This is a genomic window from Clostridium ljungdahlii DSM 13528 (assembly GCF_000143685.1).
In the GTDB taxonomy this organism is placed as follows: domain Bacteria; phylum Bacillota; class Clostridia; order Clostridiales; family Clostridiaceae; genus Clostridium_B; species Clostridium_B ljungdahlii.
This window is the reverse complement of the sequence record NC_014328.1, coordinates 2,110,474-2,136,450: the sequence shown is the minus strand read 5'-3', so window position 1 is coordinate 2,136,450 and position 25,977 is coordinate 2,110,474. Positions and strand designations below refer to the sequence as shown.

The 25,977-nt window shown below is 30.0% G+C and carries 29 protein-coding genes; 11 read left to right on the top strand and 18 right to left on the bottom strand.

All coding sequences use genetic code 11. The annotated features are described in order from the left end of the window. Nucleotides 1-179: 179 nt before the first annotated feature. Together motA and CLJU_RS09660 are read left to right on the top strand one after the other, a co-directional pair. The gene (motA, locus tag CLJU_RS09665; RefSeq protein ID WP_013238626.1) at nucleotides 180-971 is read left to right on the top strand and encodes a flagellar motor stator protein MotA; all 792 of its coding nucleotides are present in this window, start codon (nucleotides 180-182) and stop codon (nucleotides 969-971) included. Between the two features lie 2 nt (nucleotides 972-973). Then, nucleotides 974-1,723 (top strand): flagellar motor protein MotB, encoded by a 750-nt coding sequence (locus CLJU_RS09660; protein ID WP_013238625.1) that lies wholly within the window; start codon nucleotides 974-976, stop codon nucleotides 1,721-1,723. A 71-nt stretch (nucleotides 1,724-1,794) separates the two neighbouring features. On the opposite strand, the gene CLJU_RS09655 is transcribed toward CLJU_RS09660, so the two are convergent. Then, the gene (locus CLJU_RS09655) at nucleotides 1,795-2,319 is read right to left on the bottom strand and encodes a ferritin-like domain-containing protein (protein WP_013238624.1); all 525 of its coding nucleotides are present in this window, start codon (nucleotides 2,317-2,319) and stop codon (nucleotides 1,795-1,797) included. A 138-nt stretch (nucleotides 2,320-2,457) separates the two neighbouring features. On the opposite strand from CLJU_RS09655, the gene CLJU_RS09650 reads away from it, so the two are divergent. Continuing rightward, entirely contained in the window at nucleotides 2,458-3,630 is a 1,173-nt protein-coding gene (locus CLJU_RS09650; protein WP_013238623.1) for a glycosyltransferase family 4 protein, read from the top strand. A gap of 2 nt (nucleotides 3,631-3,632) precedes the next feature. On the opposite strand, the gene CLJU_RS09645 is transcribed toward CLJU_RS09650, so the two are convergent. The 4 genes from CLJU_RS09645 to CLJU_RS09630 all read right to left on the bottom strand — a co-directional run bounded on the left by CLJU_RS09645 (nucleotide 3,633) and on the right by CLJU_RS09630 (nucleotide 7,728). Then, the gene (locus CLJU_RS09645) at nucleotides 3,633-4,643 is read right to left on the bottom strand and encodes a lysylphosphatidylglycerol synthase transmembrane domain-containing protein (RefSeq protein ID WP_013238622.1); all 1,011 of its coding nucleotides are present in this window, start codon (nucleotides 4,641-4,643) and stop codon (nucleotides 3,633-3,635) included. Further along, complete coding sequence (locus tag CLJU_RS09640) at nucleotides 4,633-5,697, bottom strand: glycosyltransferase family 4 protein (RefSeq protein WP_013238621.1); 1,065 nt, start codon at nucleotides 5,695-5,697, stop codon at nucleotides 4,633-4,635. The genes CLJU_RS09645 and CLJU_RS09640 overlap by 11 nt, the downstream gene beginning before the upstream one ends. A gap of 137 nt (nucleotides 5,698-5,834) precedes the next feature. Next, nucleotides 5,835-7,013: an ABC transporter permease subunit gene (locus tag CLJU_RS09635; protein ID WP_013238620.1), complete on the bottom strand. Its 1,179-nt coding sequence runs from the start codon at nucleotides 7,011-7,013 to the stop codon at nucleotides 5,835-5,837. Next, nucleotides 6,994-7,728, bottom strand: coding sequence for an ABC transporter ATP-binding protein (locus CLJU_RS09630; protein WP_029702491.1), 735 nt, complete (start codon nucleotides 7,726-7,728; stop codon nucleotides 6,994-6,996). The genes CLJU_RS09635 and CLJU_RS09630 overlap by 20 nt, the downstream gene beginning before the upstream one ends. A 164-nt stretch (nucleotides 7,729-7,892) precedes the next feature. Between CLJU_RS09630 and CLJU_RS09625 the strand changes: the two genes are divergently transcribed. Next, on the top strand, nucleotides 7,893-8,573 hold the full coding sequence (locus CLJU_RS09625; RefSeq protein WP_013238618.1) for a response regulator transcription factor: 681 nt from the start codon (nucleotides 7,893-7,895) through the stop codon (nucleotides 8,571-8,573). Next, nucleotides 8,563-9,996 (top strand): HAMP domain-containing sensor histidine kinase, encoded by a 1,434-nt coding sequence (locus CLJU_RS09620; protein ID WP_013238617.1) that lies wholly within the window; start codon nucleotides 8,563-8,565, stop codon nucleotides 9,994-9,996. The genes CLJU_RS09625 and CLJU_RS09620 overlap by 11 nt, the downstream gene beginning before the upstream one ends. Nucleotides 9,997-10,045: 49 nt before the next feature. Here the strand turns inward: CLJU_RS09620 and CLJU_RS09615 are convergent, their stop codons facing one another. Beyond that, the gene (locus CLJU_RS09615) at nucleotides 10,046-10,375 is read right to left on the bottom strand and encodes a hypothetical protein (protein WP_013238616.1); all 330 of its coding nucleotides are present in this window, start codon (nucleotides 10,373-10,375) and stop codon (nucleotides 10,046-10,048) included. 200 nt (nucleotides 10,376-10,575) lie between these two features. Here CLJU_RS09615 and CLJU_RS09610 point away from each other — a divergent pair, with 200 nt between their 5' ends. From CLJU_RS09610 to CLJU_RS09600, 3 genes are all read left to right on the top strand, one after another. After that, entirely contained in the window at nucleotides 10,576-11,505 is a 930-nt protein-coding gene (locus tag CLJU_RS09610; protein ID WP_013238615.1) for a site-2 protease family protein, read from the top strand. 103 nt (nucleotides 11,506-11,608) lie between these two features. Next, nucleotides 11,609-13,132: a MocR-like pyridoxine biosynthesis transcription factor PdxR gene (gene pdxR, locus CLJU_RS09605; protein WP_013238614.1), complete on the top strand. Its 1,524-nt coding sequence runs from the start codon at nucleotides 11,609-11,611 to the stop codon at nucleotides 13,130-13,132. A gap of 12 nt (nucleotides 13,133-13,144) precedes the next feature. After that, a complete protein-coding gene (locus CLJU_RS09600) occupies nucleotides 13,145-14,323 on the top strand; it encodes an aminotransferase-like domain-containing protein (RefSeq protein ID WP_013238613.1) in 1,179 nt (392 codons plus the stop codon). A gap of 64 nt (nucleotides 14,324-14,387) precedes the next feature. Here the strand turns inward: CLJU_RS09600 and CLJU_RS09595 are convergent, their stop codons facing one another. The 7 genes from CLJU_RS09595 to CLJU_RS09565 form a co-directional block, all read right to left on the bottom strand. Then, nucleotides 14,388-14,585, bottom strand: coding sequence for a cold-shock protein (locus CLJU_RS09595; protein ID WP_013238612.1), 198 nt, complete (start codon nucleotides 14,583-14,585; stop codon nucleotides 14,388-14,390). Nucleotides 14,586-14,787: 202 nt separating this feature from the next. Next, a complete protein-coding gene (locus CLJU_RS09590) occupies nucleotides 14,788-15,273 on the bottom strand; it encodes a flavodoxin family protein (protein ID WP_013238611.1) in 486 nt (161 codons plus the stop codon). Nucleotides 15,274-15,519: 246 nt separating this feature from the next. After that, nucleotides 15,520-15,822 (bottom strand): spore coat protein, encoded by a 303-nt coding sequence (locus tag CLJU_RS09585; RefSeq protein ID WP_013238610.1) that lies wholly within the window; start codon nucleotides 15,820-15,822, stop codon nucleotides 15,520-15,522. Between the two features lie 22 nt (nucleotides 15,823-15,844). Beyond that, a complete protein-coding gene (locus tag CLJU_RS09580; RefSeq protein ID WP_013238609.1) occupies nucleotides 15,845-16,057 on the bottom strand; it encodes a spore coat protein in 213 nt (70 codons plus the stop codon). Between the two features lie 14 nt (nucleotides 16,058-16,071). Continuing rightward, complete coding sequence (locus CLJU_RS09575; RefSeq protein WP_013238608.1) at nucleotides 16,072-17,208, bottom strand: zinc-dependent alcohol dehydrogenase; 1,137 nt, start codon at nucleotides 17,206-17,208, stop codon at nucleotides 16,072-16,074. Nucleotides 17,209-17,227: 19 nt separating this feature from the next. Next, the gene (locus CLJU_RS09570) at nucleotides 17,228-17,590 is read right to left on the bottom strand and encodes a spore coat protein (RefSeq protein WP_013238607.1); all 363 of its coding nucleotides are present in this window, start codon (nucleotides 17,588-17,590) and stop codon (nucleotides 17,228-17,230) included. Next, nucleotides 17,583-17,816 carry a hypothetical protein gene (locus CLJU_RS09565; RefSeq protein ID WP_013238606.1) on the bottom strand — a complete coding sequence of 78 codons (234 nt, stop codon included), beginning with the start codon at nucleotides 17,814-17,816 and terminating at the stop codon, nucleotides 17,583-17,585. Before CLJU_RS09565 ends, CLJU_RS09570 begins: the two co-directional genes overlap by 8 nt. Nucleotides 17,817-18,037: 221 nt before the next feature. Here CLJU_RS09565 and nudC point away from each other — a divergent pair, with 221 nt between their 5' ends. Then, nucleotides 18,038-18,859, top strand: coding sequence for an NAD(+) diphosphatase (nudC, locus tag CLJU_RS09560; RefSeq protein WP_013238605.1), 822 nt, complete (start codon nucleotides 18,038-18,040; stop codon nucleotides 18,857-18,859). A 79-nt stretch (nucleotides 18,860-18,938) separates the two neighbouring features. On the opposite strand, the gene CLJU_RS09555 is transcribed toward nudC, so the two are convergent. Further along, nucleotides 18,939-19,136 (bottom strand): cold-shock protein, encoded by a 198-nt coding sequence (locus tag CLJU_RS09555; protein WP_013238604.1) that lies wholly within the window; start codon nucleotides 19,134-19,136, stop codon nucleotides 18,939-18,941. Between the two features lie 480 nt (nucleotides 19,137-19,616). Here CLJU_RS09555 and CLJU_RS09550 point away from each other — a divergent pair, with 480 nt between their 5' ends. Continuing rightward, nucleotides 19,617-20,138, top strand: a complete 522-nt coding sequence (locus CLJU_RS09550) for a ferritin (protein WP_013238603.1) — start codon at nucleotides 19,617-19,619, stop codon at nucleotides 20,136-20,138. 60 nt (nucleotides 20,139-20,198) lie between these two features. After that, the gene (locus CLJU_RS09545; protein WP_013238602.1) at nucleotides 20,199-20,888 is read left to right on the top strand and encodes a flavin reductase; all 690 of its coding nucleotides are present in this window, start codon (nucleotides 20,199-20,201) and stop codon (nucleotides 20,886-20,888) included. Nucleotides 20,889-21,155: 267 nt separating this feature from the next. Here the strand turns inward: CLJU_RS09545 and CLJU_RS09540 are convergent, their stop codons facing one another. From CLJU_RS09540 to CLJU_RS09525, 4 genes are all read right to left on the bottom strand, one after another. After that, nucleotides 21,156-22,520 (bottom strand): hypothetical protein, encoded by a 1,365-nt coding sequence (locus tag CLJU_RS09540; RefSeq protein WP_013238601.1) that lies wholly within the window; start codon nucleotides 22,518-22,520, stop codon nucleotides 21,156-21,158. A gap of 83 nt (nucleotides 22,521-22,603) precedes the next feature. Further along, nucleotides 22,604-24,052: a HAMP domain-containing sensor histidine kinase gene (locus tag CLJU_RS09535; protein WP_242825724.1), complete on the bottom strand. Its 1,449-nt coding sequence runs from the start codon at nucleotides 24,050-24,052 to the stop codon at nucleotides 22,604-22,606. Further along, nucleotides 24,042-24,743, bottom strand: coding sequence for a response regulator transcription factor (locus CLJU_RS09530; RefSeq protein WP_013238599.1), 702 nt, complete (start codon nucleotides 24,741-24,743; stop codon nucleotides 24,042-24,044). Before CLJU_RS09530 ends, CLJU_RS09535 begins: the two co-directional genes overlap by 11 nt. 286 nt (nucleotides 24,744-25,029) lie before the next feature. Further along, on the bottom strand, nucleotides 25,030-25,968 hold the full coding sequence (locus CLJU_RS09525; RefSeq protein ID WP_013238598.1) for a DUF1848 domain-containing protein: 939 nt from the start codon (nucleotides 25,966-25,968) through the stop codon (nucleotides 25,030-25,032). Nucleotides 25,969-25,977 lie beyond the last annotated feature (9 nt).

Below are 25,977 nucleotides of genomic sequence, written 5' to 3'. Positions count from 1 at the left end.
TTGTTTTTGGTTATTTTTATACATTTTAAAAAATTACTACCATATATTCCTTTTAAATAATTGTTGGAATATTCTAAAAACACTTGTTCATAATATAAAAAGTGTGATATGCTATCGCTATAAAATGTCGAAAAATCACCAATTGATTAAATATTCAATATTTCATGGAGGGCATAAAAATGGATATTTTTCTAGTTATAGGTATTATAATAGGCATCCTTGCTGTTGTTGTAGGAATGATTGTAAAAGGCGCAAATGTAGCGGTACTATTAAATCCTGCTGCAGCAATTATAATTTTGGTGGGCACTACAGCAGCAGTAATGAACTCTTTTCCAAAGGAAGAGTTTCTTAATATTCCTAAAATATTAAAAGTTCTTTTTAAAAATAGAAAAACTGATGATCCCGTTGCAATTATAAATCAACTTGTGGACATGTCTCACCAAACTAGGAAAAATGGATTGTTATCCATTGAAAATACTCTACAATCTTTGGATAATGAATTTATGAAAAAAGGTCTTGAAATGGTTGTAGATGGAGTAGAACCTCAATATATAATTGAAGTTTTAGAGCTTGAAATTGAAAATAGAGAAGAAAGACACCGTGCAGGCGCTTCAACAATGACAACTGCCGGTGGTTCAGCTCCAACACTTGGAGTTCTAGGAGCTGTTATTGGATTGATTGGCGCTCTTGGTAATCTTGATGATACTGAAAAATTAGGACATATGATAGCAGCAGCCTTTGTTGCGACTCTATATGGAATTTTTTTGGGATATGTAATTTGTCATCCCTTTGCTTCCAGACTGAAAAGAAAATCGCAAGAAGAAATACGCACTATGCACATAATAATGAGCGGTGTTCTAGCCATACAATCTGGAAATAACCCAAAGAGTATTGAACAAAAATTAGTGAGTATGTTGCCTCCTAAGCTAAGAAAAAATATGGAAAAAGGCAGTGAAAGTAAAGGAGATTGATTATGGGTAAAAAGAGACAACACCATGAAGAACATGTAGATGAAACGTGGCTCATTCCATATGCAGATATGCTTACTCTCCTATTGGCTCTTTTCATAGTTATGTTTGCCATAAGTAAAGTTGATCAAGAAAAACTTGCCAAAATAAGCCAGCAATTCAATGTCATTTTTTCGGGAGAAAAAAGCATACAAAATAATGGTGGCAGCAGTACCAATCAATTTATTGAGACAGGAGAATCCACTGATAAACCCGATGAAAGTGCGGGCAAAACTGAACAAGATACCATGAATGAAATTAAGAAAACTCTAGATGCAAAAATTAAACAAGATGGATATGATGATAAAGTTAAAGTTGAAATTAGCAAAGACGGCCTGGGTATTTCAATACAGGAAGCAATTTTATTTAATTCTGGAGATGCAGAAGTTCTGACTCATATACATCCACTTCTCATATCTATTTCAGAAATGATTAGAAATTTAGATAATAATATTAGAATTGCAGGACACACAGATAATGTGCCCATACATAATTCAAAATTTCGCTCTAATTGGGATTTAAGCGCTATGAGGGCCATAAACGTAATGAATTTTATGGTAAAAAATGGTGGAATTAATATAACAAAAGTTTCAATACAAGCTTATTCTGAATATCAGCCAAAATCTACTAATCTTACTAAAGAAGGTAGAGCTCAAAATAGAAGAGTAGAAATATTTATAGTACGTAAATACCCATTATCCACAAATATCAAGTGATTCTTAGGTTCAGATGGAGTTTGCTTTATACGGATGACATTCTCCATCTGATACCAAGAACTCTGTTTATTTTAAGAGCTATACTTCTCATATAATTCTGTAAACAACTTTAGATGTAACTCTTCATCCATAATTATTCTTTTAATAAGTTCCTGTATATATCTATCTTTAATTATTGATATATGATACTTGTAATTTTTAATAGCCTTTTTTTCCGATTTAATATCTTCTAAAAGCATATCTTTAATGAAGGTCATAAAGTTAACGTAAGCAGGTGTCCATAACTGTCCAGGTGGACATGCAGAATCAATATAAACTGGCTTTATACCAAGAAGTTTAACTGTTTTTCCTATAAGCTCTAGATGTTTCATTTCAGCCATAGATATACCCCCTATAATCTTGGCATAATCTTCAAATATTCCTTCACTTACCATATGTTGATACACATAGAGGGAGACTGCAGTAAATTCACTTACTTCTCCTGCATAATCTTTAAGAAGAACATTCGCATATCCTATACTTGTTTTTTCCACTCTTGGCTTAGGATAAGGTAAATTAACAATATATTTTGTATGTTTTGATATATCGCCTGGCATACTTCTCTCCTAAAAAATATCATTATAGTTAATTCTATGATAAATTTAAAATTATATTACGTTTCATTATTTTTTTATGTATTATTGGAAACACTAATTAGGAATAGAAAATTCTAATTAGATTAGGAGAAATACAAAATGAAAATCTTAATTACTACCGACACATATTTTCCTATGATAAATGGTGTTGTCACTTCAATATACAATTTGTATAAAGAATTAAAGAATAATAATTACGATGTTAAAATTCTAACCCTATCTCCTACAGGAAATGAGAAAATCATAGGAGATATATGTTACTTAAAGTCCATTGGCGTTGGAATTTACCCTAATGCCAGAATTAAATTTCCCTTTCGTAATAGAATCATAAATAGGCTTATAGATTGGAAACCTGATATGATCCATTCCCAAACAGAATTTTCTACCTTATTTACAGCCAAGTACATCGCCAGCAAAATAAATGCGCCTCAAATTCACACCTATCATACAATGTATGAAGAATATTTAGACTATTTATTTGGTGGAAAACTTATAAAAAAAAGTGCTGTTGGGAAAATAACCCGTCTACTTTTAAATAGCCTTGACGGCGTAGTTGTTCCAACAGAAAAAACAAAGAAGATGCTGCTTCATTATGGAGTAAATAAACCTATTAATGTGATACCAACGGGAATTGATTTAAATAAATTTTGTAGACCTTTGCTTTTAAACGAAAAGAAAGAAATTCTTTCAACACTTAAAATTAAAAATACAGATAAAGTTATAGCTTATATTGGAAGGATAGGAAAAGAAAAAAATATAAGTGAACTCATAGAACTCTTTAATACTGTAGTTAATAAGGTTGGGGATGTTAAACTTTTAATTGTAGGAGATGGCCCTTATTTACAAAATTTAAAAGAGCAGGTACGTACTGAAGGTCTTGGAGATACTGTTGCTTTTACAGGAATGATAGATCCAAAAGAAATTTACAAATATTATAAAATAGCAGATATATTTGTCACTGCTTCTACCAGTGAAACCCAAGGACTAACCTATATAGAAGCCTTAAGCAGCGGGTGTCCTGTAGTTTGCAAATATGATCCGTGTATAGACGGAATCATTGTTCAGGGCAAAAATGGATTTTCTTATAAGGAGTCCTGGGAATTTAGCTATTACATAGATAAAATCTTAAAAAATGAAAATTTAAAAAATAAATTGAGTGAAGAGGCAGTTCATACTTCAAAGAAATATTCCAGCTGCATTTTCACCCATAGAGTAATTGAAACTTATAGTAAAATTTTAAATACAAAATGTCAAAACATTACTGTTCAATAATATCATTTTTTTAAACGTACATTTGGAAATGCTAAAATAAATATGCTTGACACTATAATAGACAGGTAATAAGTAATTATCCTCCATACAAAAAGGGCTATGACGGTTTTAGCTTTAAAAAACAAATTAAAAATTACGTAAAATCCCCCTTCTGCTCCTCCTTCTGCTCCTGGAAGAGGAATTGCAGTCATAAATACTGTTAAAAACACCTGGGCAGCCATAATTGTCCCTAAGTCTGTAGAATTAAACCCAAAACTTCTGTAAATACAATAAGGAATGCTAAAATAAAAAGCCCACTGAAAAAGTGAATAGATTAAAGCATGAAAACACATACCTATGTGTTTTCTTACTAAAAGTGCATTTTTATGAAAACTTTCTATTTCATCTTGAATTTTCCCTTGTTTTGATTCCACATCTTTCATAATATGAACCTTTCCAAGCAATTTCACAATAAAGTTTATTATAGCCTTAGTCATTTTTTTATTTATTACAATTGATATTGCTAGTAACATCACTCCTGCGTTAATCACAATACCAAGAATTGCAAAGTAAATAAAATATTTAATTTTTGAATTAAAATAGTTAAACCTAAAAAGCAGTGCTGCTATTAGATAAAATATGCTTACTATTTCATGTATCATAAACTTTATTATCAATATAGACCCAGAAAGTCCTGCAGGCATTCCTGCTTCTGTCATTGCATATAATTGAGAAGGGTGACTTCCTGCTCCTAAAGGTGTAATTGCTCCAAAAAATTGACCAACCATTTGAAATTTTATTGATTTGGAAAGCAAATGCTCCCCAAAATAGAGTTTTTTCATTACAGTATATAAAATCATTGTTTCAAATGTCCAAAATAAAATAACAGCTATTACAGCTAAAGATATCCAGTGGATATCCAGTGATTTTAACTCTTGAATCATAGAATGGATGCCTTTTGTAAAAATGAAAAATAAGAAAAAAATACAGGCAGAAATAAATACAACAATTATATTAAACATTTTATTTTTCATTTAAGTTTCCCTTAAGCTTTCTTCTTTTATTTTTCTCATAATATATCTTGTCATAAAATTGCTTCCACGTGTTTAAGATGTATTCCTTGGAATAAAACTTGTGACATTTCCATGACCTTTCACACCAAGTTTTATAACTTTCACCTTTATCCTGTAATCTTTCTATACATTTTACAAATTCATCTATATTTTTTCCTTTTAAATAGTCATCAAATAAAATGTTATGGTATATATCTAGATCCCTCAATAATACGGGAATTTTAAGTGCCATGGCTTCCAAAACAGACATTGGAAATAACTCATTATAGGAAGGCAAAAACATTATATCTGCAATATTATAAATATCATTCATATTTTTTCTATCAATGATACCTAAAAATCTTACATTTTCAGGTGGATTTTCTACAACCTTTTTTAATTCCTTATACCCATCTGTTATCACACCAAAGGAAAAACCACCTGCCCATATAAATTGAATTTGTGGAAGTTTTTTGGCAACTTCAATAAAATCTAGTATACCCTTTCTGTTCTGCACCTGACCTACTCCCAGAACAACAAATTTTTTAAGTGGAATACGTAACTCCTGCTTTATTTTTTTTGCTTTTTCCTTTTCATATTCAAAAAAGTTGTTTTCAGATACGAAATTGGGAATGTATACTACTTTTTCCTCTTCTATATTGTATTTTTTTAAGGTATCAATAAAATATGGATTCACAACTATCAAATAATCTACACTTTTGTAGAACAAAATTATGTACTTGTAAAACATTTTTTTTATAATATAAGGTAGTTTTAAACTATTATCTATAGTCTCTGGGACAAAGTGAACATAAGCAACACTTGTGCCCAATAATTTCGCAAAAGGTATACTTAAAAAGAACTTAAAATCAATGGTATGGTAATGCATAATATCACACAATTTAAAAGCATTTACTTTTATTTCATAATTATCTTGAAGTCCGTCTCTAACTAAATTAACTTGTTCAACGTAAGCAGAAAGTACTCCCTGACCTTTTACTTGTTCTGCAGAAGAGAGCATATTAATAACAGGCATATTAAAATTCCCCTTTCAAATAGCCTTTGTAATTTTTTTCTATGCTCTTGTAGTTTCTGCAAATTATTATAAATATATTCTTTAAGGCATTTGAAAAAATAGACTAGCATACTGACTTGTTATTTCTTTGAAAATGCCTAGATATACTCTTCTCTTTTTTCTACTATAATTGTACTTAATCCTAAAAATAATATAGACCATGCAATCATTATTAAGCTTGCAGATAACGTATTTATATAGTATGCCCCTGTATCTTGTACAATTCGCCTTGTTATTATACTTACAGAGCTTCCAAGGGCTATAAAAAATGCTGGCATAATATCTGACTTATCAGATAATGCAGGAATTTTTGAAAGTATCATGTAAGCTACTCCAAATAGTATGGCTGTAGATGTTGCTGCTGCATTGCTTTTAATTAAAGTAGATATTAAAATGCAAAAACTTGTAGCTGCAATTATAAAAATTATTTGTAAGATCATAAATTCAATTAAAAATTTATAAAGAGGCATAATACTTGACGTTCCTGGAATGACAGATATAAATTTATGCAAGTCCATATTTTGTATGCTGCTGTGTTTAAATTCAGGTCCTATAGAAACTGGATATTTGAAGCTGTCAAAACCATATACAATTTCTCCAAACAAAAAAAATATCAAATTGAAAATCACTACAAGTGCAGAGCTTGAAATGGCACAAGCTAAAAATTTGCCAAGTAGAAGTTTTGTCTTTGTAACAGGTCTTAAAAGCAAAAGCTTTAATGTAGGAGGTGCATATTCACTTGAAACACTGTCTACTGTCATAAACACTGCTACTAAAAATATCACTATCATGCCATAATCCAAAATAAGGCTGTAATCATTAAACAATACATATCCTGTAGCTTTAATACTGCTAACTGGCTTTATGTTATTCTCTAATAAATACTTCTTATAAGTAATTTCACTTTTTCTTTGTTCTTTTTTAGCATCATCCAATTTACTGTCATTAACACTTTCCATAAGCTTTACATCCTTTTTTAAAGTATCTTTCCATGCTAGTGGATGTGTTTTTTGAAATTCATAATCCTTTACCATTTTATCAACGTTATCGATATGTGTTTGGATTTCAGCAATTTTTGCTTTATCCTTTACTAATTTTTTTTGATCTTTATAGTATTGTTCTATACTTTTGTCTTTTCGCAGTCCCCTCTCTCCATTTTCGCTATTCACAGCTAATACTGAAAATGCAGCTACAAGTAGCAATATAATAGAACATATTAAAAATTTCTTTCTATAAAATATCTTAATGATCTCGTTTTTAATTATTGGAAAAATCATCTTCTTCTCCTCCTACAATTTCCAAATATCTTTTTTCAAGATTTCCCTTCATGTTATTTACATCCTCTATTCCTTTAATTTCACCTTCATTTAAAAATGCAACTCTATCACACATGGATTCCATTTCTCCAAGTATATGAGACGATATAAATATGGTAACTTTCTTTTCTCTAGAATATTTTTTAAACAAATTTCTAAAATGAATCATTCCGCTTGGATCTAGTCCATTAGTAGGTTCATCCAATATCCATATCTTTTTGTTTCCCATGAGAACCTGTGCAATGCCAAGCCTCTGTTTCATTCCAAGGGAATACTTTTTAAATTTATCATTTATCCTGTCACTTAATCCAGCTAATTTTACAGCTTCATCTATTTGACTTTGACTAATATCTCCATCAAGCCTTGCCAGCTGCCTTAAATTCTGAACTCCAGTTAAATATGGATACATATCCGGTGCTTCAACCATAGCTGCCATATTACTTATAGAGCTTATCCTACTATTTTTAATATTTTTTCCATTTATGTAAATTTTACCGCCAGTGGGTTTTAAAAATCCAACGATCATCTTTATAGTTGTGGTCTTTCCTGCACCATTGGGTCCTAAAAATCCAAAGATTTCACCTTCCTTTACACTCAAATTTAAATTCTTCACAATTTCTCTCTTTCCTATAGTCTTTGATAGATTTTGCAATTTCAATACTTCCAAGAAATTCACATCCTTTTTTATATGATGACTTCATTATAGTGTGCTCATATTACAAACCTGGTATATTTTGTATTACAAAATTGATACAGTTTATTAAGATTTTATTACAGTTGGCCAAAGCAATAAAAAAATGTATATAATAAATATAGGACAATAGGAAGGTGAATTTTTACATGGATAAAAATGTAGTTTTAATTGTAGACGACGATGAAAATATAAGAGAACTTTTAACTATAATGTTAAAAAATCAAAACATAGATTCCCTGTGCGCAAAAGATGGAATTGAAGCTCTGGAGATTTTAAAAAGCAATAAAATAGATTTGATACTTTTAGATGTTATGATGCCAAGGATGGATGGTATGATGGCATGTATGAAAATACGGGAAAGCTTAAATTTACCTATTATAATACTATCTGCTAAAGTTGACGATGCAGATAAAATAATGGGACTTACTATTGGAGCTGATGATTACATCGCAAAACCCTTTAATTCAATGCTCTTAATTGCAAAGATAAGATCTCACCTAAGAAGATATAAAGAATTTAATTCAAACTTTCATGACAATTCAAGCTTGATTAAAATTCAGGACATGCTTATAAATATGGATAAACATACTGTAAAAATAGATAACAGTGAGATAAATTTGACTCCTCATGAATTCAAAATTTTGGCTTTCCTTGCAAAGAACAAGGACAATGTACTGAGCATAAAGCAAATATATGAAAACGTGTGGGAGGAACCTTACATGGAATTTGACAGGACAGTTACAGTACACATAAGGAGATTAAGACAAAAACTTAAAAAAGATTACATAAAAACTGTATGGGGAGTTGGGTATAAAATTGAAAGTTAAAATAGCAGGTATTCAAACTAAATTCTTTATATCATTTATATTTTCACTAATTGCAAGTTTTTGTATATTTACGGCTGTGTATTCAACCTACATAAGTTTTGTATCTCAAAAGTATCCTTATAAGTTTCAAAATTACAACTATAGCCTTGGCAGATTGTCGCGTATTTCCAGTGATGTAAGTTTAAATACAAGTGGTGTAAATTTCAATAATAACTCCAAATATAAATCTGTATTGTCAAAATATGAAGTTAAATATTCAAAATATAAACTAGGTTTTATTGTAACTGATCCCCAAAATAAAATTTTATATAATTCATCTAAACTTGCTGGAAATACAAGCTTGGAAAAAACATACTCTGACTTTTTAAAATACTTTAATCATACGATGAATATAACCATGTATCATGATTATATATACAAAACACCTATAAAAACAGGTAATGATATTTCCATACTTTGGATTACTGCCTCTCCTATAAATACACCTCATGATTCAATAGGAACACTAGTGGGAGACAAAAACATTTTAATTTTGCTTTCCATATGTATGTTGATATTTTTCATAATAACCCATCATAGGATGAAATACATAAATGAAATGTGCTGCGGTATAAAAACTATTGCAAATGAAAACTTAAATTTTAAAATACGTCAAAAAGGTCATGATGAACTATCTGAGATATCTAAAAATATAAACTTTATGGCAGATAAAATAAATGAAAAAATCGAAAACGAGAAAAAAATTGAAGTTTCTAAAAATGCACTTATAACAAATGTAGCCCATGACATAAGAAGCCCACTTACAAGCATAATTGGATTTTTACAAATTATAGATAATAGTGAGTATGAATCTAAAGAAGAGATGCAAAGATTTATAAATATATCATTAAAGAAAGCTGAAACCATGAAGAAACTTACGGATAACTTATTTATGTTCACAAAGCTAAATGGTGGAGACTTAAAATTGCACCTGTCTACAGTATGCTTAAATGAACTCATTTACCAGTTAATTGACGAATTTTCAATTACTTTTGAAAATTCAAAGTTAAATATTGTAGATAACATATGTGCTGAAAACATAATGGTCACAATTGACATCAATTTATTTGTGAGGGCTTTAAATAATCTGATGTACAATGCTCTAAAATACAGTATAAAACCTTCAGATGTGAATGTATCTTTAGTCCAATGTGATAAAAATGTTTTAATCAGTATAAGCAATAAATGTAAAAATTTAAATATAGAAAATGTAAGTATGCTATTTGAAAAGTTTTATAGAGCAGATAAATCCCGTACAAATCCTGATGAAGGTTCAGGATTGGGTCTTTCTATAACAAAAAGTATAATTGAAAAGCATAATGGAATCATACTGGCAAATTATGATAAAGACACAATTACTTTTACGATATCACTACCAAATTAGACATTTTACCTAACATTCTAAAAAGGCACTAAATTAAGTGCCTATAAATTCATACTTGTTTAATTGCTTTTAATTTAACAATATCAGACCAATTGCTAGCTGTGATGAGTTCTACATTACTTAAGCTTTTTCTTATGCCTTTAACTTCTCCTTTAATTTCAGCAACTTCATGCTTCAAATTTTCCTGTTCTGCTGAAATTACATTTGTCTTATGTTCTAAAGCACTTAATAGCTGGGTATGTTCTTTTTGTGTAGATTTTATCGATGCTATATCTTGCTTCATCGAACTTATATCTTGTTCCACCGAATTTATGTCTTGTTTCATTGATTTCATATCCTGCTGCATAGCCTTTAAAATTTCCAGAATTTCTTTATCCATATATATCTCACCACCTATAATATATTATAGCAAAATATTTATCTAATTTCTATTATCAAATACTGGAAAAATCAATTATATTGATAGTTAATATTCTATTCTATAATAACTTTCCATTTTACTAATATTTTTTATTTTGTTATCATTTATATAATGGAATATAGTATATACTACACGAGATATATAAAGAGGTGATTTAAATGTTTGGTATGACTAAATCAAAAAACGAAAATCAATCTGTAAATAATCTATATACTGAAATCAAGGGAGATAATGTGCCTTATACAACAGATGCTAATGAGGAATTTACAGAAAACTCAAACGTAAGGCCTCCTATACTAAAAAAGATGAAGTCAAAAAAAAGTAAAATTGGCATTTTAGGAATAGTAGGAGCTTTTCTTTTAAAATTTAAAGGTGCATTGATATTTCTTGCGAAATTCAAATTCTTATTTGTGCTACTTAAATTAAGCAAGGTATTTTATACACTAGGTTCTATGACATTAGCTATTTTTATATACGCCAGCATATACGGTGTTGTTTTTGGAGTAGGCTTTATACTTTTATTGTTTGCACATGAGATGGGACACTATGCAGCTGCTAAAAAAATTCATCTTCCTATTTCAACTCCAATATTTATACCTTTTGTTGGTGCACTCATATCAATGAAGGAAATGCCTAAAACTGCAAAAGATGAAGCTTTTATGGCTGCAGCAGGACCAGTTGGAGGCAGCATTGCCGCCCTACTTTGTATACCTATTTATCTTTTAACTCACAATAATGTTTTCTTAGCACTAGCATATACAGGATTTTTTATGAATTTATTTAATCTAGTACCTATTCATCCCCTAGATGGTGGTAGAATCGCTACAGCTATAACACCTAAGCTATGGTTTATCGGTATCCCTGTTTTTGCTTTGGCTTGTATAAAATTTTTCAACCCTGTGCTAATCATATTTTTAATTTTAGGAATTGTAGAATTGTACAAGTATTATAAAAATCCTAAAAAAGAATATTATGAAATGAAAACCTCAACAAGAATTGTATTTACTTTAGTTTATTTCGGATTAGTAGCAATTCTTGGTGCAAGTAGTGAATACATTCATGCTTTTATTCCTTTAAACTATCAATAATGAGATTGGATTGGTTTTAAATATAGAAATTGGTAGTTTAAATATAAAAATTTAATGGTATTATATATATAATATTTTTAAATTTTTAGAAAGAGTGATAGAAATGCGCATTTCTATAGACAAAAAAAGCTCCATACCAATTTACGTACAAATTAAAAATGAAATAAGAAATATTATTTACTCTGGTATGCTTCCATCAAATTTCTTACTTCCATCTGAGCGCAAACTTGCAGAAGAACTTAACGTCAGCAGAAGTACAGTAATTAGTGCTTATGAAGAATTAAAATCTTTAGGCTTATTAGAGTCCCACAAAGGAAAAGGAACTATAGTAGCAAATAACACAAAAAATAAGCAGTTAAGTATTAGAAATCATACTGTACCACTTTCATGGTATCAATTTTTCGATTCAAATGTAAGTTCCGCTAATAATCATGACATTGTTGACATAATAAATTCAGTAGGAGGAGAAAAAAATATATCTTTTTCAGCTGGTATTGCAGATCCAATTTTGCATCCTCTTAAGGATATAGTAAAATTGCAAAAAGACTTATGGAAAAATTGTGGAAATGATATGCTGGCTTATATTTCTTCTTATGGATACTACCCCCTTAGAGAAAGCTTAAGTAGATTACTAAAATCAAGAAACATATCTGTTTCTCCTAAAGAAATAATGATACTTTCAGGCTCCATGCAGGGAATAGATTTTATTGGAAGAGCCTTTCTAAGTAAAGGAGATGTGGTTATAGTAGAAGAACCTACATTTATGAGCGCAATTGAACTATTTAAGTTGTCAGGGGCAAAAGTTATAGGAGTTCCTATGGAAAATGATGGTATAAACTTAGATGTGCTTGAAATTTTACTAAATAAATATAAGCCTAAATTTTTATACACAGTACCTACTTTTCAAAATCCAACTTCAATAGTTATGAGTTTAGAAAAAAGATACAAGCTACTAAATTTGGCATATAAATATCAGCTTCCAATTATTGAAGATGACCCTTACAGTGAAATAAACTATGAGAATATATACTTGCCATCTTTAAAAGCTCTGGATACATACGGCTATGTCATATATTTAAGTACATTTTCTAAAACTATGTTTTCAGGTATGCGTGTTGGATGGACTGCTGCACCTGCACAAGTAATAAAAAAATTTGCTTTATTAAAGCAAATGACAGATCTTCACGTTAACACAGCTTCGCAATATATATTAGATAAGTTTTTACGAGAAGGACTGTATGAAAATCACATAAAGCTAATATGCAAAGAATATATGAACAAAAGGGATTTAATGCTCAAAATACTTGAAAAAAATAAATCTCTTGGTATTAGTTTTAATCTTCCTAAAGGTGGTTATTACATTTGGTGCAAGCTTCCTGAAAATATTTCACAAACACAATTATTATTAAAATGTTCTAAGGAAGGTGTTTCCTATGCTCCAGGGAATGTATTTTACCCTGAAGGAAGCGATGGTAAAAGCTATATGAGGTTAAATTACACTTTCGAAAATGCAAAAAATATAAGTATTGGATTAAATAAGCTTATGAAAGCTATAGCAGAACTGCTTCAAAATACAAATTCTTCAACAGTTAACCAGGATAATTATTTTGGAAAACCTATTATATAAGGAGTGTTACTTATGAATTATACTAAATTTTCAAAAAGAAATAATTTTGTTAGGCCTTCGGAAATACGTGAAATTTTAAAAGTTACAGAAAGGCCTGAAATAATATCTTTTGCAGGAGGTCTGCCAGCCCCAGAACTTTTTCCTGTTAATGAATTAAAAAACGTATGTACAGAAGTTTTAACTGAATGCGGAGAAGCATCTCTTCAATACAGTACCACTGAAGGATATATCCCCTTAAGAGAAGCTATCTGTAAGAGAATGGAGAAACTAAGTATAAAAACATCTTTGGATAACATAATAGTTACTACAGGTTCCCAGCAGGCTTTAGACCTTTCAGGAAAGGTCTTTATAGATGAAGGTGACACTATAATTTGTGAAAGTCCAACTTACCTTGCAGCTATCAGTGCTTTTAAAACCTATCTTCCAAACTTTAAAGAAATTCCTATGGACGAAGAAGGAATGATTATGGAAGATCTTGAAAAAGCCCTTAAGGATAATCCTAATGCAAAATTTATCTACACCATACCAGATTTTCAAAATCCAACTGGAAGAACTATGAGTCTTGAAAGGAGAAAAAAGCTGGTAGAAATAGCAAATAAATTTGATATAGTAATAATAGAAGACAACCCCTATGGTGCAATAAGATTTGCTGGAGAAGATCTTCCACCAGTAAAGCATTTTGATACTGAAGGAAGAGTAATTTACTTAAGTACTTTTTCAAAGATATTTGCCCCTGGCTTAAGGCTTGGCTGGATATGTGCAGATAAGAGTATTATTCAAAAATATATTCCTTTTAAGCAAAGTGCAGATTTGCATACTGATATATTCGCACAAATGATTACTGCAAAATATATGGAAATGTATGATATAGAAGAACATATACAAAAAATCAAAGAAGTATACAGACACAGGAGAGAACTTATGATACAGTGTATAGAAAAGTATTTTCCTAAAGATATAAAACATACTCTTCCTGATGGCGGACTTTTCATATGGATTCAACTTCCTTCAAATATGGATGCTTCAGATATTTTTACTAAAGCAATAAAAAACAATGTGGCATTTGTAGCTGGAGAATCTTTTTTCCCAAATGCTAATTTCAAAAATTCCTTTAGATTAAATTATTCAAATATGCCAGATGATAGGATTATAGAAGGAATTAAAAGATTAGGAGAAGTGCTCAAGAAATAAATAAATTTTCGGAAACTAAAAACCCCTCAAATAGAATAACTATTTAAGGGGTAAAATTCATTAACTAGAGAACAGTAATATTTTCTGCTTGAGGTCCTTTTTGTCCTTGACCTTCGTCATAAGAAACTTTTTGACCTTCTTCAAGTGTTTTATATCCATCTGAATTTATTTGAGAAAAATGTGCAAAAATATCTTTTCCATCTTCTCCTGTAATAAATCCAAATCCTTTTTCTCCATTAAACCATTTTACTGTACCATTCATATGATGTGTACCTCCGAAATTTTATTATTCTTAAATTCATCGCAATAACTCACTAATAAAATTCCCATATCAACATACTATATCGTTAAGTACTAATTGAAATATATTTGTGTTTGATTATTAACTATTAATTTAAGTTCTTGTTAAGAATAACACAGTTTATTATATAAATCAAGTTATTTATGTTAAATATACTAAATTACTATTTGCAAATACTGTTACACCACTTTTTAGCTCTTTCTATATTTTCTTTCGTGTCATTTTTAAGAGGATCTTTAAATTCAATTTCTCCTAGGAATTCGTTGCCCTCAAGCTGCTCTTTCATATTTTTAAAAGTTTTTCCATTGCCCCCACCATTGCAGCTAAATAAAGCTATCTTCTTACCTTTTAAATCTGTATTGGCGAAAAAGCTCCTTATGGCAGGTGAAAAAGTCCATGCCCAAACTGGAGTTCCAATAAATAAAACATCATAATCCTCAGGATTTATATCATAAGGTAAAATTTCTGGTTTTTCCTTAGTTATGGCCTGCTTTCCACCTATAAAGTACCTCATTTTGCTGTGTGGATCTATACTTTTTTTAGGCTTTATTTCTAAAATGTCACTGGATATCTCTTTTGAAATAGTTTCAGCTATAAGTCTTGTGTTTCCCTCAAGTGAGTAATACACAACTAAAATCTTACCTTGCATAAAAAATCACTCCCTTTTTAATATTTCCAATTACCATTATTATAGTATAACTTATTATGAAAAGTTTATAAAATTCTAGAAAATATTTACTCCATTTCTGATTTTAATGTTTCATCGATCTTATAACCACTACCAATCAATTCTTTCTATATCAATTAGTGTAATTATTTTTAGCAAGGATTATGCTTAAAATTTTTGAAATAAAGAAGGTTATCTCAAATTTTACTTTAAGACAACCTTCTCCTGTTACATACCTTCTGTTAAATTTAACGCTGTATTCGTCGTTTTCATATCCACTTTAAACTGTTCATCCATATTATATGGATGATAATATCCATTTTTCATCATATAATCAGTAATTGTTTCATAAGTTTGGATAGAATCTTCTAATTGTTTTTTAAGTACCTCTTTCACATCCTCTGATATAGTTTCAGTTATGGCAATGGAATAGTTTCTTATTCCACTTTTAGCTGCTATTAAAAAGTCTGTGGCAATGACCTGATCACTCATCTTATCCATTCCAGTAAGGCTTTCTATTATTGAATTCATAAATTTACCTTCCCTCTATGATCTATTTTACATTACATGATCGTTCCATAATTTCTTTTAACTCCTGAATTTGTCGTTTTGTTGTAGATACATCATTTTGTAAAATTGTCTTAAGCTCACTATCTGATACTAGTTTAGCTGCAGTAGTTGATTTTGTAAGGCAAATATTTTTAAAGGTTAAAAGCTCATGCACTTCAATACTTTCATGTGGTGCTATAGCACTTTGCTTTGACATTTGTATCACCTCCATCATGGTTTAAGAACAACTTTAATGCAACCTTCTGTTTTAGTATCAAAAACTTCATATCCATGTTCTGCCTGATCTAAAGGCAATTTATGTGTAATAATATCACTTGGATCAACCTTTCCTTCTGCAAGCATGCTGTAGAGCTTTGACATATATGGAATGACGGGAGCTTGACCTGTTCTTATATTTATATTACGGCTAAATATATCTCCAAGTGGAAATGCATTGTACCTTCCACCATAAACACCCGTGAGTTGAATAACTCCCCCTTTTCTAACTGATTGTGTTGCTATTACCAAAGCACCCATAGCTCCTCCTTGCAATTTTAAACCAGTTTCCAAATACTCCATAGGTGTCATCTTTCCATCCATTCCTGCACAATCTATAACAATATCTGCTCCCCCATGGGTAATTTCCCTTAGATATTCTCCAGTATTTTCATGTTCCTCAAAATTTACTACTTCAACATTATTGTGAAGTCTTGCATGTTCTAATCTATACTGTATATTATCAACTGCAATTACTCTCTCAGCATTGTTAAGCCATGCAAATTTTTGTACCATAAGTCCAACTGGTCCACAACCTAACACTATTACTGTATCTCCAGCCTTAACTCCAGAATTCTCCACACTCCAATAAGCTGTAGGTACAACATCAGCAAGAAGAACTAGCTTATCGTCCTCTACTTCGCAGTCTTCTGGAATACGAAAAGGCGTAAAATTTCCATAAGGAACTCTCATGTATTCAGCCTGACCTCCGGGGTATCCTCCAAAGGTTTCAGTATATCCAAAATAAGCTCCTGTTTCTCCATGGGGATTTGAATTATTGCACTGGCTTGTAAGACCATGTTTACAATAATAACATTCACCACAGCTTACATTAAATGGTACAATAACCCTATCTCCTTTTTTCACTTTTGTAACATCGGGTCCTACCTCTTCCACAATTCCCATAGGTTCGTGCCCTATTATGTAATCCTGGGGCAAATTAGGAATCATATCATGAATTAAGTGTAAATCCGATCCACATATAGCTGTAGTTGTAAGTTTTACTATTATATCATCATTTTTGTGAACCTCAGGTTCCTTAACATCTTTAACCTTTACATTTTTTATACCTTGAAACGTTACAGCTTTCATTATACCTGCTGCCTCCTAACTATTTTTCTGGTGTTGCAAATGTTCCCAGTCTACTCGTGTTCCCATGGAAAAGCTCCATTTTAGAAATTTGTACTGCTGTGTTAGATGACTCTATATCTGTTTGAAATTGTTTATCTAAATCACAGGGATGAAACCATCCTTTGTTTACCATAAGATTTGATATCTCATCATGCATATTAATTGCATTTTTCAATTGATTATGTAAAACTGTTCTAACTTCTGGAGTAGCAGTTTCGGTTAGCGCAATGGCACAATTTCTAATTCCAGTTTTGGCAGATAGTAAAAAATCCAGTGCTGCAGTTGAATCAACAATTTTAGGCATACCCTCAGCATTTCTTATTTCTAAATAGTCATTATTCATATAATTTCACCTTCTCCTCTTTTATATTAGAAACCTTTTGCAGTAGTCCTTGTAAATCATTTATAGCACCCATTGATTGCTGCACATCCTTTTCCATAAGTTTCTTGAGATCTTGATCAAAAACTAAGCCTTGCATCATCTTGGACTTTACTATAGATACTGTTTTAAAATTTAGCATCTCATGTATTTCCATTGATTCATGTGGTGCTAAAGTTTGGTGCTGCATACTAAATCACCTCCTTATTTATTCCATCTAAGTTATTATTGCACTTTTTATCTTGTATTATGTAATCAATATATAAAAATTTTAGCTTACTAGAAGCATATTTCTTATAGCAACTTAAAAATTTGTTAAAATGAACAAATAATCTCCATATATGTCGAATCAAGTGTTATAATAAAAAATAATTGTTTATTATATAAATAGTATGAAAGGATTTGCCGCACATGAATAATAATTTTAAAATATCATCTGATACCTTAAAAAAAGGTAAAGCTAGCGACTTATGCTGTGTGTTTCATAACCAAAATCTCTTAGTAAAAAAAGAAGGAAATACTTTTGTCATTCCTACCTTTGACGATATTAAATTGCTAAATATTGAGTATCAAACTGAATTCTTTTTAGGCAGCATTGAAAAAAAATCTTGCTTTGCCATTGAATCAACTTCTGAATTGAATTTACCAATTAATTTCAACTTAATGGACTTGTACGACCTTGGTTCTCTACTTGATGAACAATCTTTTTTAATATCAGGACGGGCTAGCCAAATACTGAATTGGGATAAGACTCATAGATTCTGTGGCAAATGTGGCTCTAAAACAGAAAATAAAAAAGATGAAATGGCTAAAATTTGTCCAAACTGTAATCACATAATGTATCCTGTAATTTGTCCGGCAATAATAGTTGCAGTTACTAAGGGTGATAAGATACTTCTTGCACATAACAATGGATTTAAAGACAATATGTACGGATTAATTGCCGGCTTTGTAGAGGCTGGAGAAGACTTAAATAGTGCTGTAAAAAGAGAGGTTTTTGAAGAGGTTGGTATAAAAGTGAAAAATATTGAGTATTACAGAAGCTCCCCATGGCCATTTCCAAATTCCTTAATGATAGGATTTTTTGCAGAATATGAATCTGACCAGATAAAAGTTGATGGAAGTGAAATAAAACAAGCTGATTGGTTTACAAAAGATAATTTTCCTAACATACCTAAAAAATTCACTATTGCAAGAAGCTTAATTAATGAATTTTCTAAAAGAAATCAATAATAAAATTAGGCATCACAAATTTTTAGATAACTAAAAGCCCCTCAAATAAAATGATTATTTAAGGGGTAAATTTCATTAACTAAATAGTAGTAATATTCTCTGCTTGAAGTCCTTTTGGTCCTTCAACTACATCATAAGAAACTTTCTGACCTTCATCGAGTGACTTATAACCATTTGAATTTATTTGAGAAAAATGTGCAAAAACATCTTTTCCATCTTCTCCTGTAATGAATCCAAATCCCTTTTCTCCATTAAACCATTTTACTGTACCATTCATATAACGTGTACCTCCCAAATTTTATTATTCTTAAATTTATCATAATAACTCACTAATAAAATCTCCATATGTAGTTGATTTTATAATAAATTACTATTAGTCTATTTAACCTTTTAATATTGTACTAAAGTTTTGCTAAAAAATTCTTAGACTAATTACAAATTTAGTATGGCAGTAAAAGAATTTATTATGTATAATTGTCAAAAATTTATTGTTTACATTAATTTTAATTTACATAATATTTTAAATGTTAATACATATAAAAAATATTATCTGCAATATAAGTATTGAAAATTTATATTAAATGTGATATTCTAACATTAGATATTAAATAATAACAATTATGATTTAATATCTAATGTTCCCGCAATATTAACTTTTGAGATCTCAAGGGAAATTGTAAAATGTATAATTTTATTTTATATAATTTATACTAAAATGTAACTTAATCTAAACTACGAAAGAAAGGAAGCTTATACTATGTTAAGTGATAAACTTATAAAAGCTATAAACGATCAGATAAACTATGAAATGTACTCAGCAAATATTTACTTTTCTATGAAGGCATACTGTGATTCATTGGATCTAGATGGATTTTCAAATTTCTTTAAAGTGCAAATTGAAGAAGAAAACTACCATATATCAAAATTTTATGATTTTCTAAAAAGGACAAATGCTAGAATACTCATTGGATCTATAGATTCACCTGATAACAATTATGATTCAATAAATGATGTTTTCAACAAAGCACTAACACATGAAAAAAAAGTTACTGCAAGAATTTACAATTTGATGGATCTTGCTACTGAAGAAAAAGAACATGCCACAGCAAGCTTACTCAAGTGGTTTATAGATGAACAAATTGAAGAAGAAGATACTTTTAGTAAGATAGTTAAAAAGTTGGATAAAATAAGTGATAATTCTGCAGCACTTTATATGCTAGATACAGAACTTCAATCAAGAACTTTTGTACCGCCTGTAAATGCAAATGCCAACCAATAATTTTTAATATATAAAGGAGGGGGATTACTTACATGATCTTACATGTAGGTATATAAATTTATGATTGATAATAAAGCTTTTTACAAATTAAGTTATGGACTATACCTTGTAAGTTCTATTTCAGAAGGAAAGAAAAATGCTCAAATTGCAAATACAGTTTTTCAAATAACATCAAATCCTGCTATTCTCGCAGTGAGCATTAACAAAAAAAATCTTACCCATGATTATATACAAAGCAGTAAATTGATAGGTGTATCTGCCCTATCCATAGAAACTCCTATTGAATTCATAGGCAAATTTGGATTTAAATCAGGAAGGGACATTGATAAATTTGAAGGAGTATCATTTAAAACAATAGAAAGTGGTGTCCCTATAATATTAGACAACACATCATCCTATTTTGAATTAAAAGTTGAAAAAGAAATTGATGTTTTTACTCATACAATATTTATCTGTAAAGTACTAAATGCAGAACTGATCAACGATGTAGAACAAATTACCTATAAATATTACCAGGATATGAAACGAGGAATCTCACCTAAGGTTGAAGCAAACATCCCACAAAATAAAAATCAAACTTCAAAAAATATAGGAAAATATGAATGTACAGTATGTGGATACATTTATGATCCAGCTGTTGGAGATCCTGGCTCAGGAATTCCAGCTGGTACCCCATTTGAAAACATACCAGATGATTGGACTTGTCCAATATGTGGAGTTACTAAAGATAATTTTAAACTAATTGTATAGATCCACGATTATAGCCCAATTTTCGCAGTTTAAAAACTTTGCGAAGCAAAGCTTTTAAAAATAACAAAGTTCAAATAACAAAGAACAGATAAAGATGATTTCCATCGTACCTCAGGAAATCTATAATTTTAATATTTCCTGACGTTAGGAAGAAAATTATCCTTATTTGATATTTGAACTTTGAACTTTGTTATTTAAAAAATTGCTTCGCAATTTACTTATATTAAGTGAAAATTTTATATGTGCAAAAGTTAATTTATAAAGAGGTTATTTATCAAAAGTAACTATATAAGTATTTATGTTGTCTTTATTAAACGGATCTGAAGAACTTCCATAAGTAAATGACAGTGCGGTACTTGTACTATCCCAGGAAATATTTGAGATTCCAGGTTCTCTCTTAATCTTCTTTTCTTTAACATTACCATCCTTATCTTTAATCTTAATTGTAGTATAATTGTTCCCTTCATTTTTATCCTTTAAGCTCGATGCCTTTACTATCTCCTTTGTATCACCTGTCTTAGTATCTATGACCTTAATAGCTATATCAGGATCCTTATTATCCGAACCTACCTGATGACTAATTTCATTATTTCTCTCTACATAAGCAGCTTTACTTCCATCAGGTGATAGTATATATTCAGAAGTAGGTACTCCAGAGCTTATTCTACCTTTAGGAAGTTTAATATCTTGAAGTACCTTACCAGATTCATTCATAACAAGTGCTCCAAAAGTTCTGTTTACATAAACTCCATCAACTGCATCACCATTGTTATTGTAGTTGTCCATTATAATGGTCTTTCCCTTTTTATCTGCATGTAAAGAATATTTAGTATCATAAATATCTTTTATCTCTTTAGTCTTCACATCCATGGAACATAATTTTATTCCTTCTAGTCCTTTTTTGCCATTCTCCTCGTATTGAGTATAATAAAATTTGCCTTCTACACTACTTCCTAAATCCTTAATATCATCTACACCGGATATCCATGCATCATCATGTTCTCCACCATTGTAATTTCCATCAGCATATACTTTCCCAGTTGTATCAATTACTGCCCAATGATTAAAATAATTTGCCAAAATTTTATCCTTACTTACCCATATAAACTGGGCATCACTGTTTAACTTTTCCGTATTTACATCCGTAATCTGACCTGTAGACAAATTTAATAACTTTACATTTTTGTGGAGTAAGTCTCCTGAAGCAAGCGCATTTTTCCATTCCTGGGTTTCAACTGGAATATTCCTTGCTTCTGCATAAAGAACGAATTTATTATCTGGGGATATTCCTAAAAATTCATCTATATTTGCATTCTTAAAATCTTTAGAACTTTTTGTATTCAAATTATAAATGCTGCAATATCTTATCATTCTAGTAGAATCGGCATTTTTAAATTCACTTTTTCTAGTTAAAGTCAACACTTCATTTTCGTTAATCCATGCAGTGCTCTCAATATTTTCATATTTATCAATTTGATATCCGTTTTCATTAACTTTAGCAGAAGGTTTATATGCTGTTACTTTTATGCCCTGTGTAGATTTAGCAATTGCATGATGAGTTAATTGAAATGCACTTACACCTCCAATAACTCCTACAGCCAAAATCAAAGATAAAACTTTTTTACTCAACATTGAACTTTCCTCCTTTTTCTTTATAAACAGATTATCAAAACTTGTTCACAAAGTTATAAATAGATGTCACAATCTTGTAAACTTTATGTGGAAAATTCAACATAAAAAGTAGTACCTTCATTTAATTTGGAATTTACCTTTATGTTTCCCTCTTGTTTTTCAACTAATTTTTTAACTAAAGCTAGTCCAAGTCCAGCTCCTCCTGTTTCACGACTCCTGTGTTTATCGGCCCTATAAAATGGTTCAAAAATTTGGGGAAGTACTTCTTCACTCATACCTATACCAGTATCTTTAACACTTATAGTTATTTTGTCTTTATCATTTTTATAACACTCAATATATATACTGCCACCTGGCCTATTGTATTTTATGGCATTATCAATTAAATTAATTAGAATATGCTTTAAACTATCTTCATCCAAAGTAACAACAATATCCTCTGCATCATATTTTAAAATCAAACTATTTTTCTTGACTTTTGCCATCATTGTTTTACATATTTCATTCAATACTTTTTTTAAATTAACTTCATTTTTTTCTATTTCAAAATCATATTTTTCAAGGGCAGATAAGCTCAATATATTATCTACCATACTCGAAAGCCTATCACATTCTTTTGATATACTTAGAGTACCTTCTTCAATTAATTTTAAATCATCCGTGTACATTCCAATTACATCTGCATAGGCTTTTATACTGGTAATTGGAGTCTTGAATTCATGAGTTACATTTCCTATAAATTCTTTCTGTTGCTTGTCCATTTTTTTTAATTTATCCACAGCCCTACTTAAAGAATCTCTTTCAACTTGAAGTTCCTCAATATTTTGTTTTATAGTATTACTCATAAATATAAGACCACTGCTCAATTCTCCTAATTCATCATTTCGATTTACTTTATGTACTTTACTAAATTCACTCTTTTGAATGCTTTCTACTGAATCTTTCATTTCATATATGTCTCTAGTTAATCTGGAAAAATAAAAGATTCCTACAAATATACCAAGAACTAAAGCTAAAAAACCTATACCATAAAACAATTTTTCTATATCACTATAAAATAATTTATTTTCTCTAATTGAATATTCCAATTCTAAAATTGCTGCTGTACTGCCCTTATATTTAATGGGTGAATAAAAATATATCACATCATTAATTTCTCTATAAGATACTTTACCTTTGATTGCATAGTCTATCATAATCTTTTTCTCATCATTTTCATTTAACTTTGCATCTGTCTTAAACCCCGAAAGCAGTTCGCCTTTCGTATTATATATATTTGCAGGTATAGTTCTCAACCATGCTTTATTAAAAATACTACCTCTAGCTAAGCTGTCATCATAATCAGTATTTTTATTCAAACTCATGCGTTCACTAAAATATTCTTCAAATATATCCTTTTGCTTAAATAAAATAGCCTGTGTTTCTTTATTTTGATAACTTTTTATTCCATTAAGTACTAAGAAACTCAAAAATGATATTACAATCAATAAAAGTGAAGCTGTAAAAGATATGAGCTTGAATTTAATTCCCATCTTCAAATAATTCGTCAACCCCTTTATATCCAATACCATAAACGGTTTGTATTAAATCCTGATAGCTATCACCTAACTTTTTCCTTACCCTTTGAATGTGTGTATCTACAGTTCGCGTTCCTCCAACATAATCCATATTCCATATTATATTTAAAAGCTGTTCTCTGGAATATACTATGCCTGGATTTGAAAGGAGTAAATACAGCAGGTCAAATTCCATAGGTGTAAGCTCTACCAAAACATTCTTTATACTTACAGTTCTCTTTTTTTTATTAATATTAAGATCATTTATAGTTATGACACCGATATCCTTTTTTTCATCAATAGTTTTATTAAGTCTCCTTACAAGTGACTTGATTCTTGCAAGAAGTTCTCTTATGTCAAATGGTTTCGTCATATAATCATCTGCTCCAAATTCAAGTCCAAGTATCTTGTCCACAATATCTTCTTTTGCTGTAAGCATGATAATCCCAATATTTTTGTTTTCTAACTTTTTACAAATATCGTATCCGTTCATTACAGGGAGCATTAAATCTAAAATTACTATATGCGGATTAAAAATATCTACTTTATGAAGTGCTTCCTCTCCATCATAAGCTCTTTCTACTAAATATCCTTCTCTTTTTAATGCATAGGTCAGCACATCTAAAATGCTCTTTTCATCATCTACTAAAAGTATTTTTTCATTCACTTTTTATTCCTCCGCTCAAATTATCGTCCTTATACAGTGAAATTATACCATAAAGTAGACGATTATTTAGATTTATATTCACTATTCTCCAGATATTGAAATAAGAGTCTCTATAAAAAAGAAGCTAGAATATAAATATTGTTTTAGTTACAGATGGGATTTTATAGAACCTGATACTTGGAATATATTTCTGAATAATTAAATTAAGGGAGCTTATAGCTCCCTCTTTTTATAATATTACACTTAATATTGTATCAACTCACCTCAATGCAATTATATCATAATCCTATTTTCTATAAAAAGATAGCTGACCATCTCTATATGATTTCATCTTTCTGTCTATAACCTTTTCATCTCCACACAACTCACCTATCAGCAAAGGAGATTTTTTATTATGCTTCAATAAATTCTTTTCAGCAGCATCCCTATTAAAATTAGCATAGCAGTATAAACAAACATGGTTACATGTATTATACGCTCCTATATCAATGCTCTTTACACATCCACAAACCTTTCTTTGATTTGGATCTTTATCTATAGACAGCTTTTCCCCAGATATCTTAGAAATCAACCTGTCATCTATACATTTACCGTGATTAATATTGAACTTTGATAAATCTATTTCTTCAGAACAAGTTTCAATAGTCACATTATACTTAGAAGCTATCTTTGAAAACTTCTCTGCTAACTCAAACATATCATCCTTATCTATTGGTAAAATGTTTATTTCTTTTAAATTGCGCTCAGTTTTCCTGTATAAATCTAAAAAGCTGATAATACACTTATTTGTATATGGGCATAATCTTTTTGAAAGATACTCAAACCACTTATAATGGTAATCTTTTGTAAACTTATCAGTTAATATTATGGGATCATACCTCCATATAACTCTATCCTTACCAATTCGTTTTGATAATTCTATAAATGTATTTATCAAATACTTTTTCTCCGGAACGTTTGTCTCCAATGTCTTATCATACGAATTTAAAGTGAATTGAAAATAATAGTTGTATTCTTTAATTTCGTCCAATCTATTCATCATTTTTTTAGGATTTTTAGTCCAAAATACTATACAATCTATTACTTTAGGATTTAAAATCACTTTACTCACTTGCTTTGAATTAAACGGATTCTTGACTAACACAAATCCTTCCTTTATTCTATTGAAAAACCAATCACTATAAAAAGCTGGTATGTCTGTTCTTCTGCTTACACTTAATATCATAAAACTATC

Bases quoted from the DNA above. Each gene is read 5' to 3' on its own strand.
- motA (WP_013238626.1), top strand. From the start codon at position 180: ATGGATATTTTTCTAGTTATAGGTATTATAATAGGCATCCTTGCTGTT.
- CLJU_RS09660 (WP_013238625.1), top strand. From the start codon at position 974: ATGGGTAAAAAGAGACAACACCATGAAGAACATGTAGATGAAACGTGG.
- CLJU_RS09655 (WP_013238624.1), bottom strand. From the start codon at position 2,319: ATGCCAGGCGATATATCAAAACATACAAAATATATTGTTAATTTACCT.
- CLJU_RS09650 (WP_013238623.1), top strand. From the start codon at position 2,458: ATGAAAATCTTAATTACTACCGACACATATTTTCCTATGATAAATGGT.
- CLJU_RS09645 (WP_013238622.1), bottom strand. From the start codon at position 4,643: ATGAAAAATAAAATGTTTAATATAATTGTTGTATTTATTTCTGCCTGT.
- CLJU_RS09640 (WP_013238621.1), bottom strand. From the start codon at position 5,697: ATGCCTGTTATTAATATGCTCTCTTCTGCAGAACAAGTAAAAGGTCAG.
- CLJU_RS09635 (WP_013238620.1), bottom strand. From the start codon at position 7,013: ATGATTTTTCCAATAATTAAAAACGAGATCATTAAGATATTTTATAGA.
- CLJU_RS09625 (WP_013238618.1), top strand. From the start codon at position 7,893: ATGGATAAAAATGTAGTTTTAATTGTAGACGACGATGAAAATATAAGA.
- CLJU_RS09615 (WP_013238616.1), bottom strand. From the start codon at position 10,375: ATGGATAAAGAAATTCTGGAAATTTTAAAGGCTATGCAGCAGGATATG.
- CLJU_RS09610 (WP_013238615.1), top strand. From the start codon at position 10,576: ATGTTTGGTATGACTAAATCAAAAAACGAAAATCAATCTGTAAATAAT.
- pdxR (WP_013238614.1), top strand. From the start codon at position 11,609: ATGCGCATTTCTATAGACAAAAAAAGCTCCATACCAATTTACGTACAA.
- CLJU_RS09600 (WP_013238613.1), top strand. From the start codon at position 13,145: ATGAATTATACTAAATTTTCAAAAAGAAATAATTTTGTTAGGCCTTCG.
- CLJU_RS09595 (WP_013238612.1), bottom strand. From the start codon at position 14,585: ATGAATGGTACAGTAAAATGGTTTAATGGAGAAAAAGGATTTGGATTT.
- CLJU_RS09590 (WP_013238611.1), bottom strand. From the start codon at position 15,273: ATGCAAGGTAAGATTTTAGTTGTGTATTACTCACTTGAGGGAAACACA.
- CLJU_RS09585 (WP_013238610.1), bottom strand. From the start codon at position 15,822: ATGAATTCAATAATAGAAAGCCTTACTGGAATGGATAAGATGAGTGAT.
- CLJU_RS09580 (WP_013238609.1), bottom strand. From the start codon at position 16,057: ATGTCAAAGCAAAGTGCTATAGCACCACATGAAAGTATTGAAGTGCAT.
- CLJU_RS09575 (WP_013238608.1), bottom strand. From the start codon at position 17,208: ATGAAAGCTGTAACGTTTCAAGGTATAAAAAATGTAAAGGTTAAAGAT.
- CLJU_RS09570 (WP_013238607.1), bottom strand. From the start codon at position 17,590: ATGAATAATGACTATTTAGAAATAAGAAATGCTGAGGGTATGCCTAAA.
- CLJU_RS09565 (WP_013238606.1), bottom strand. From the start codon at position 17,816: ATGCAGCACCAAACTTTAGCACCACATGAATCAATGGAAATACATGAG.
- nudC (WP_013238605.1), top strand. From the start codon at position 18,038: ATGAATAATAATTTTAAAATATCATCTGATACCTTAAAAAAAGGTAAA.
- CLJU_RS09555 (WP_013238604.1), bottom strand. From the start codon at position 19,136: ATGAATGGTACAGTAAAATGGTTTAATGGAGAAAAGGGATTTGGATTC.
- CLJU_RS09550 (WP_013238603.1), top strand. From the start codon at position 19,617: ATGTTAAGTGATAAACTTATAAAAGCTATAAACGATCAGATAAACTAT.
- CLJU_RS09545 (WP_013238602.1), top strand. From the start codon at position 20,199: ATGATTGATAATAAAGCTTTTTACAAATTAAGTTATGGACTATACCTT.
- CLJU_RS09540 (WP_013238601.1), bottom strand. From the start codon at position 22,520: ATGTTGAGTAAAAAAGTTTTATCTTTGATTTTGGCTGTAGGAGTTATT.
- CLJU_RS09535 (WP_242825724.1), bottom strand. From the start codon at position 24,052: ATGGGAATTAAATTCAAGCTCATATCTTTTACAGCTTCACTTTTATTG.
- CLJU_RS09525 (WP_013238598.1), bottom strand. From the start codon at position 25,968: ATGATATTAAGTGTAAGCAGAAGAACAGACATACCAGCTTTTTATAGT.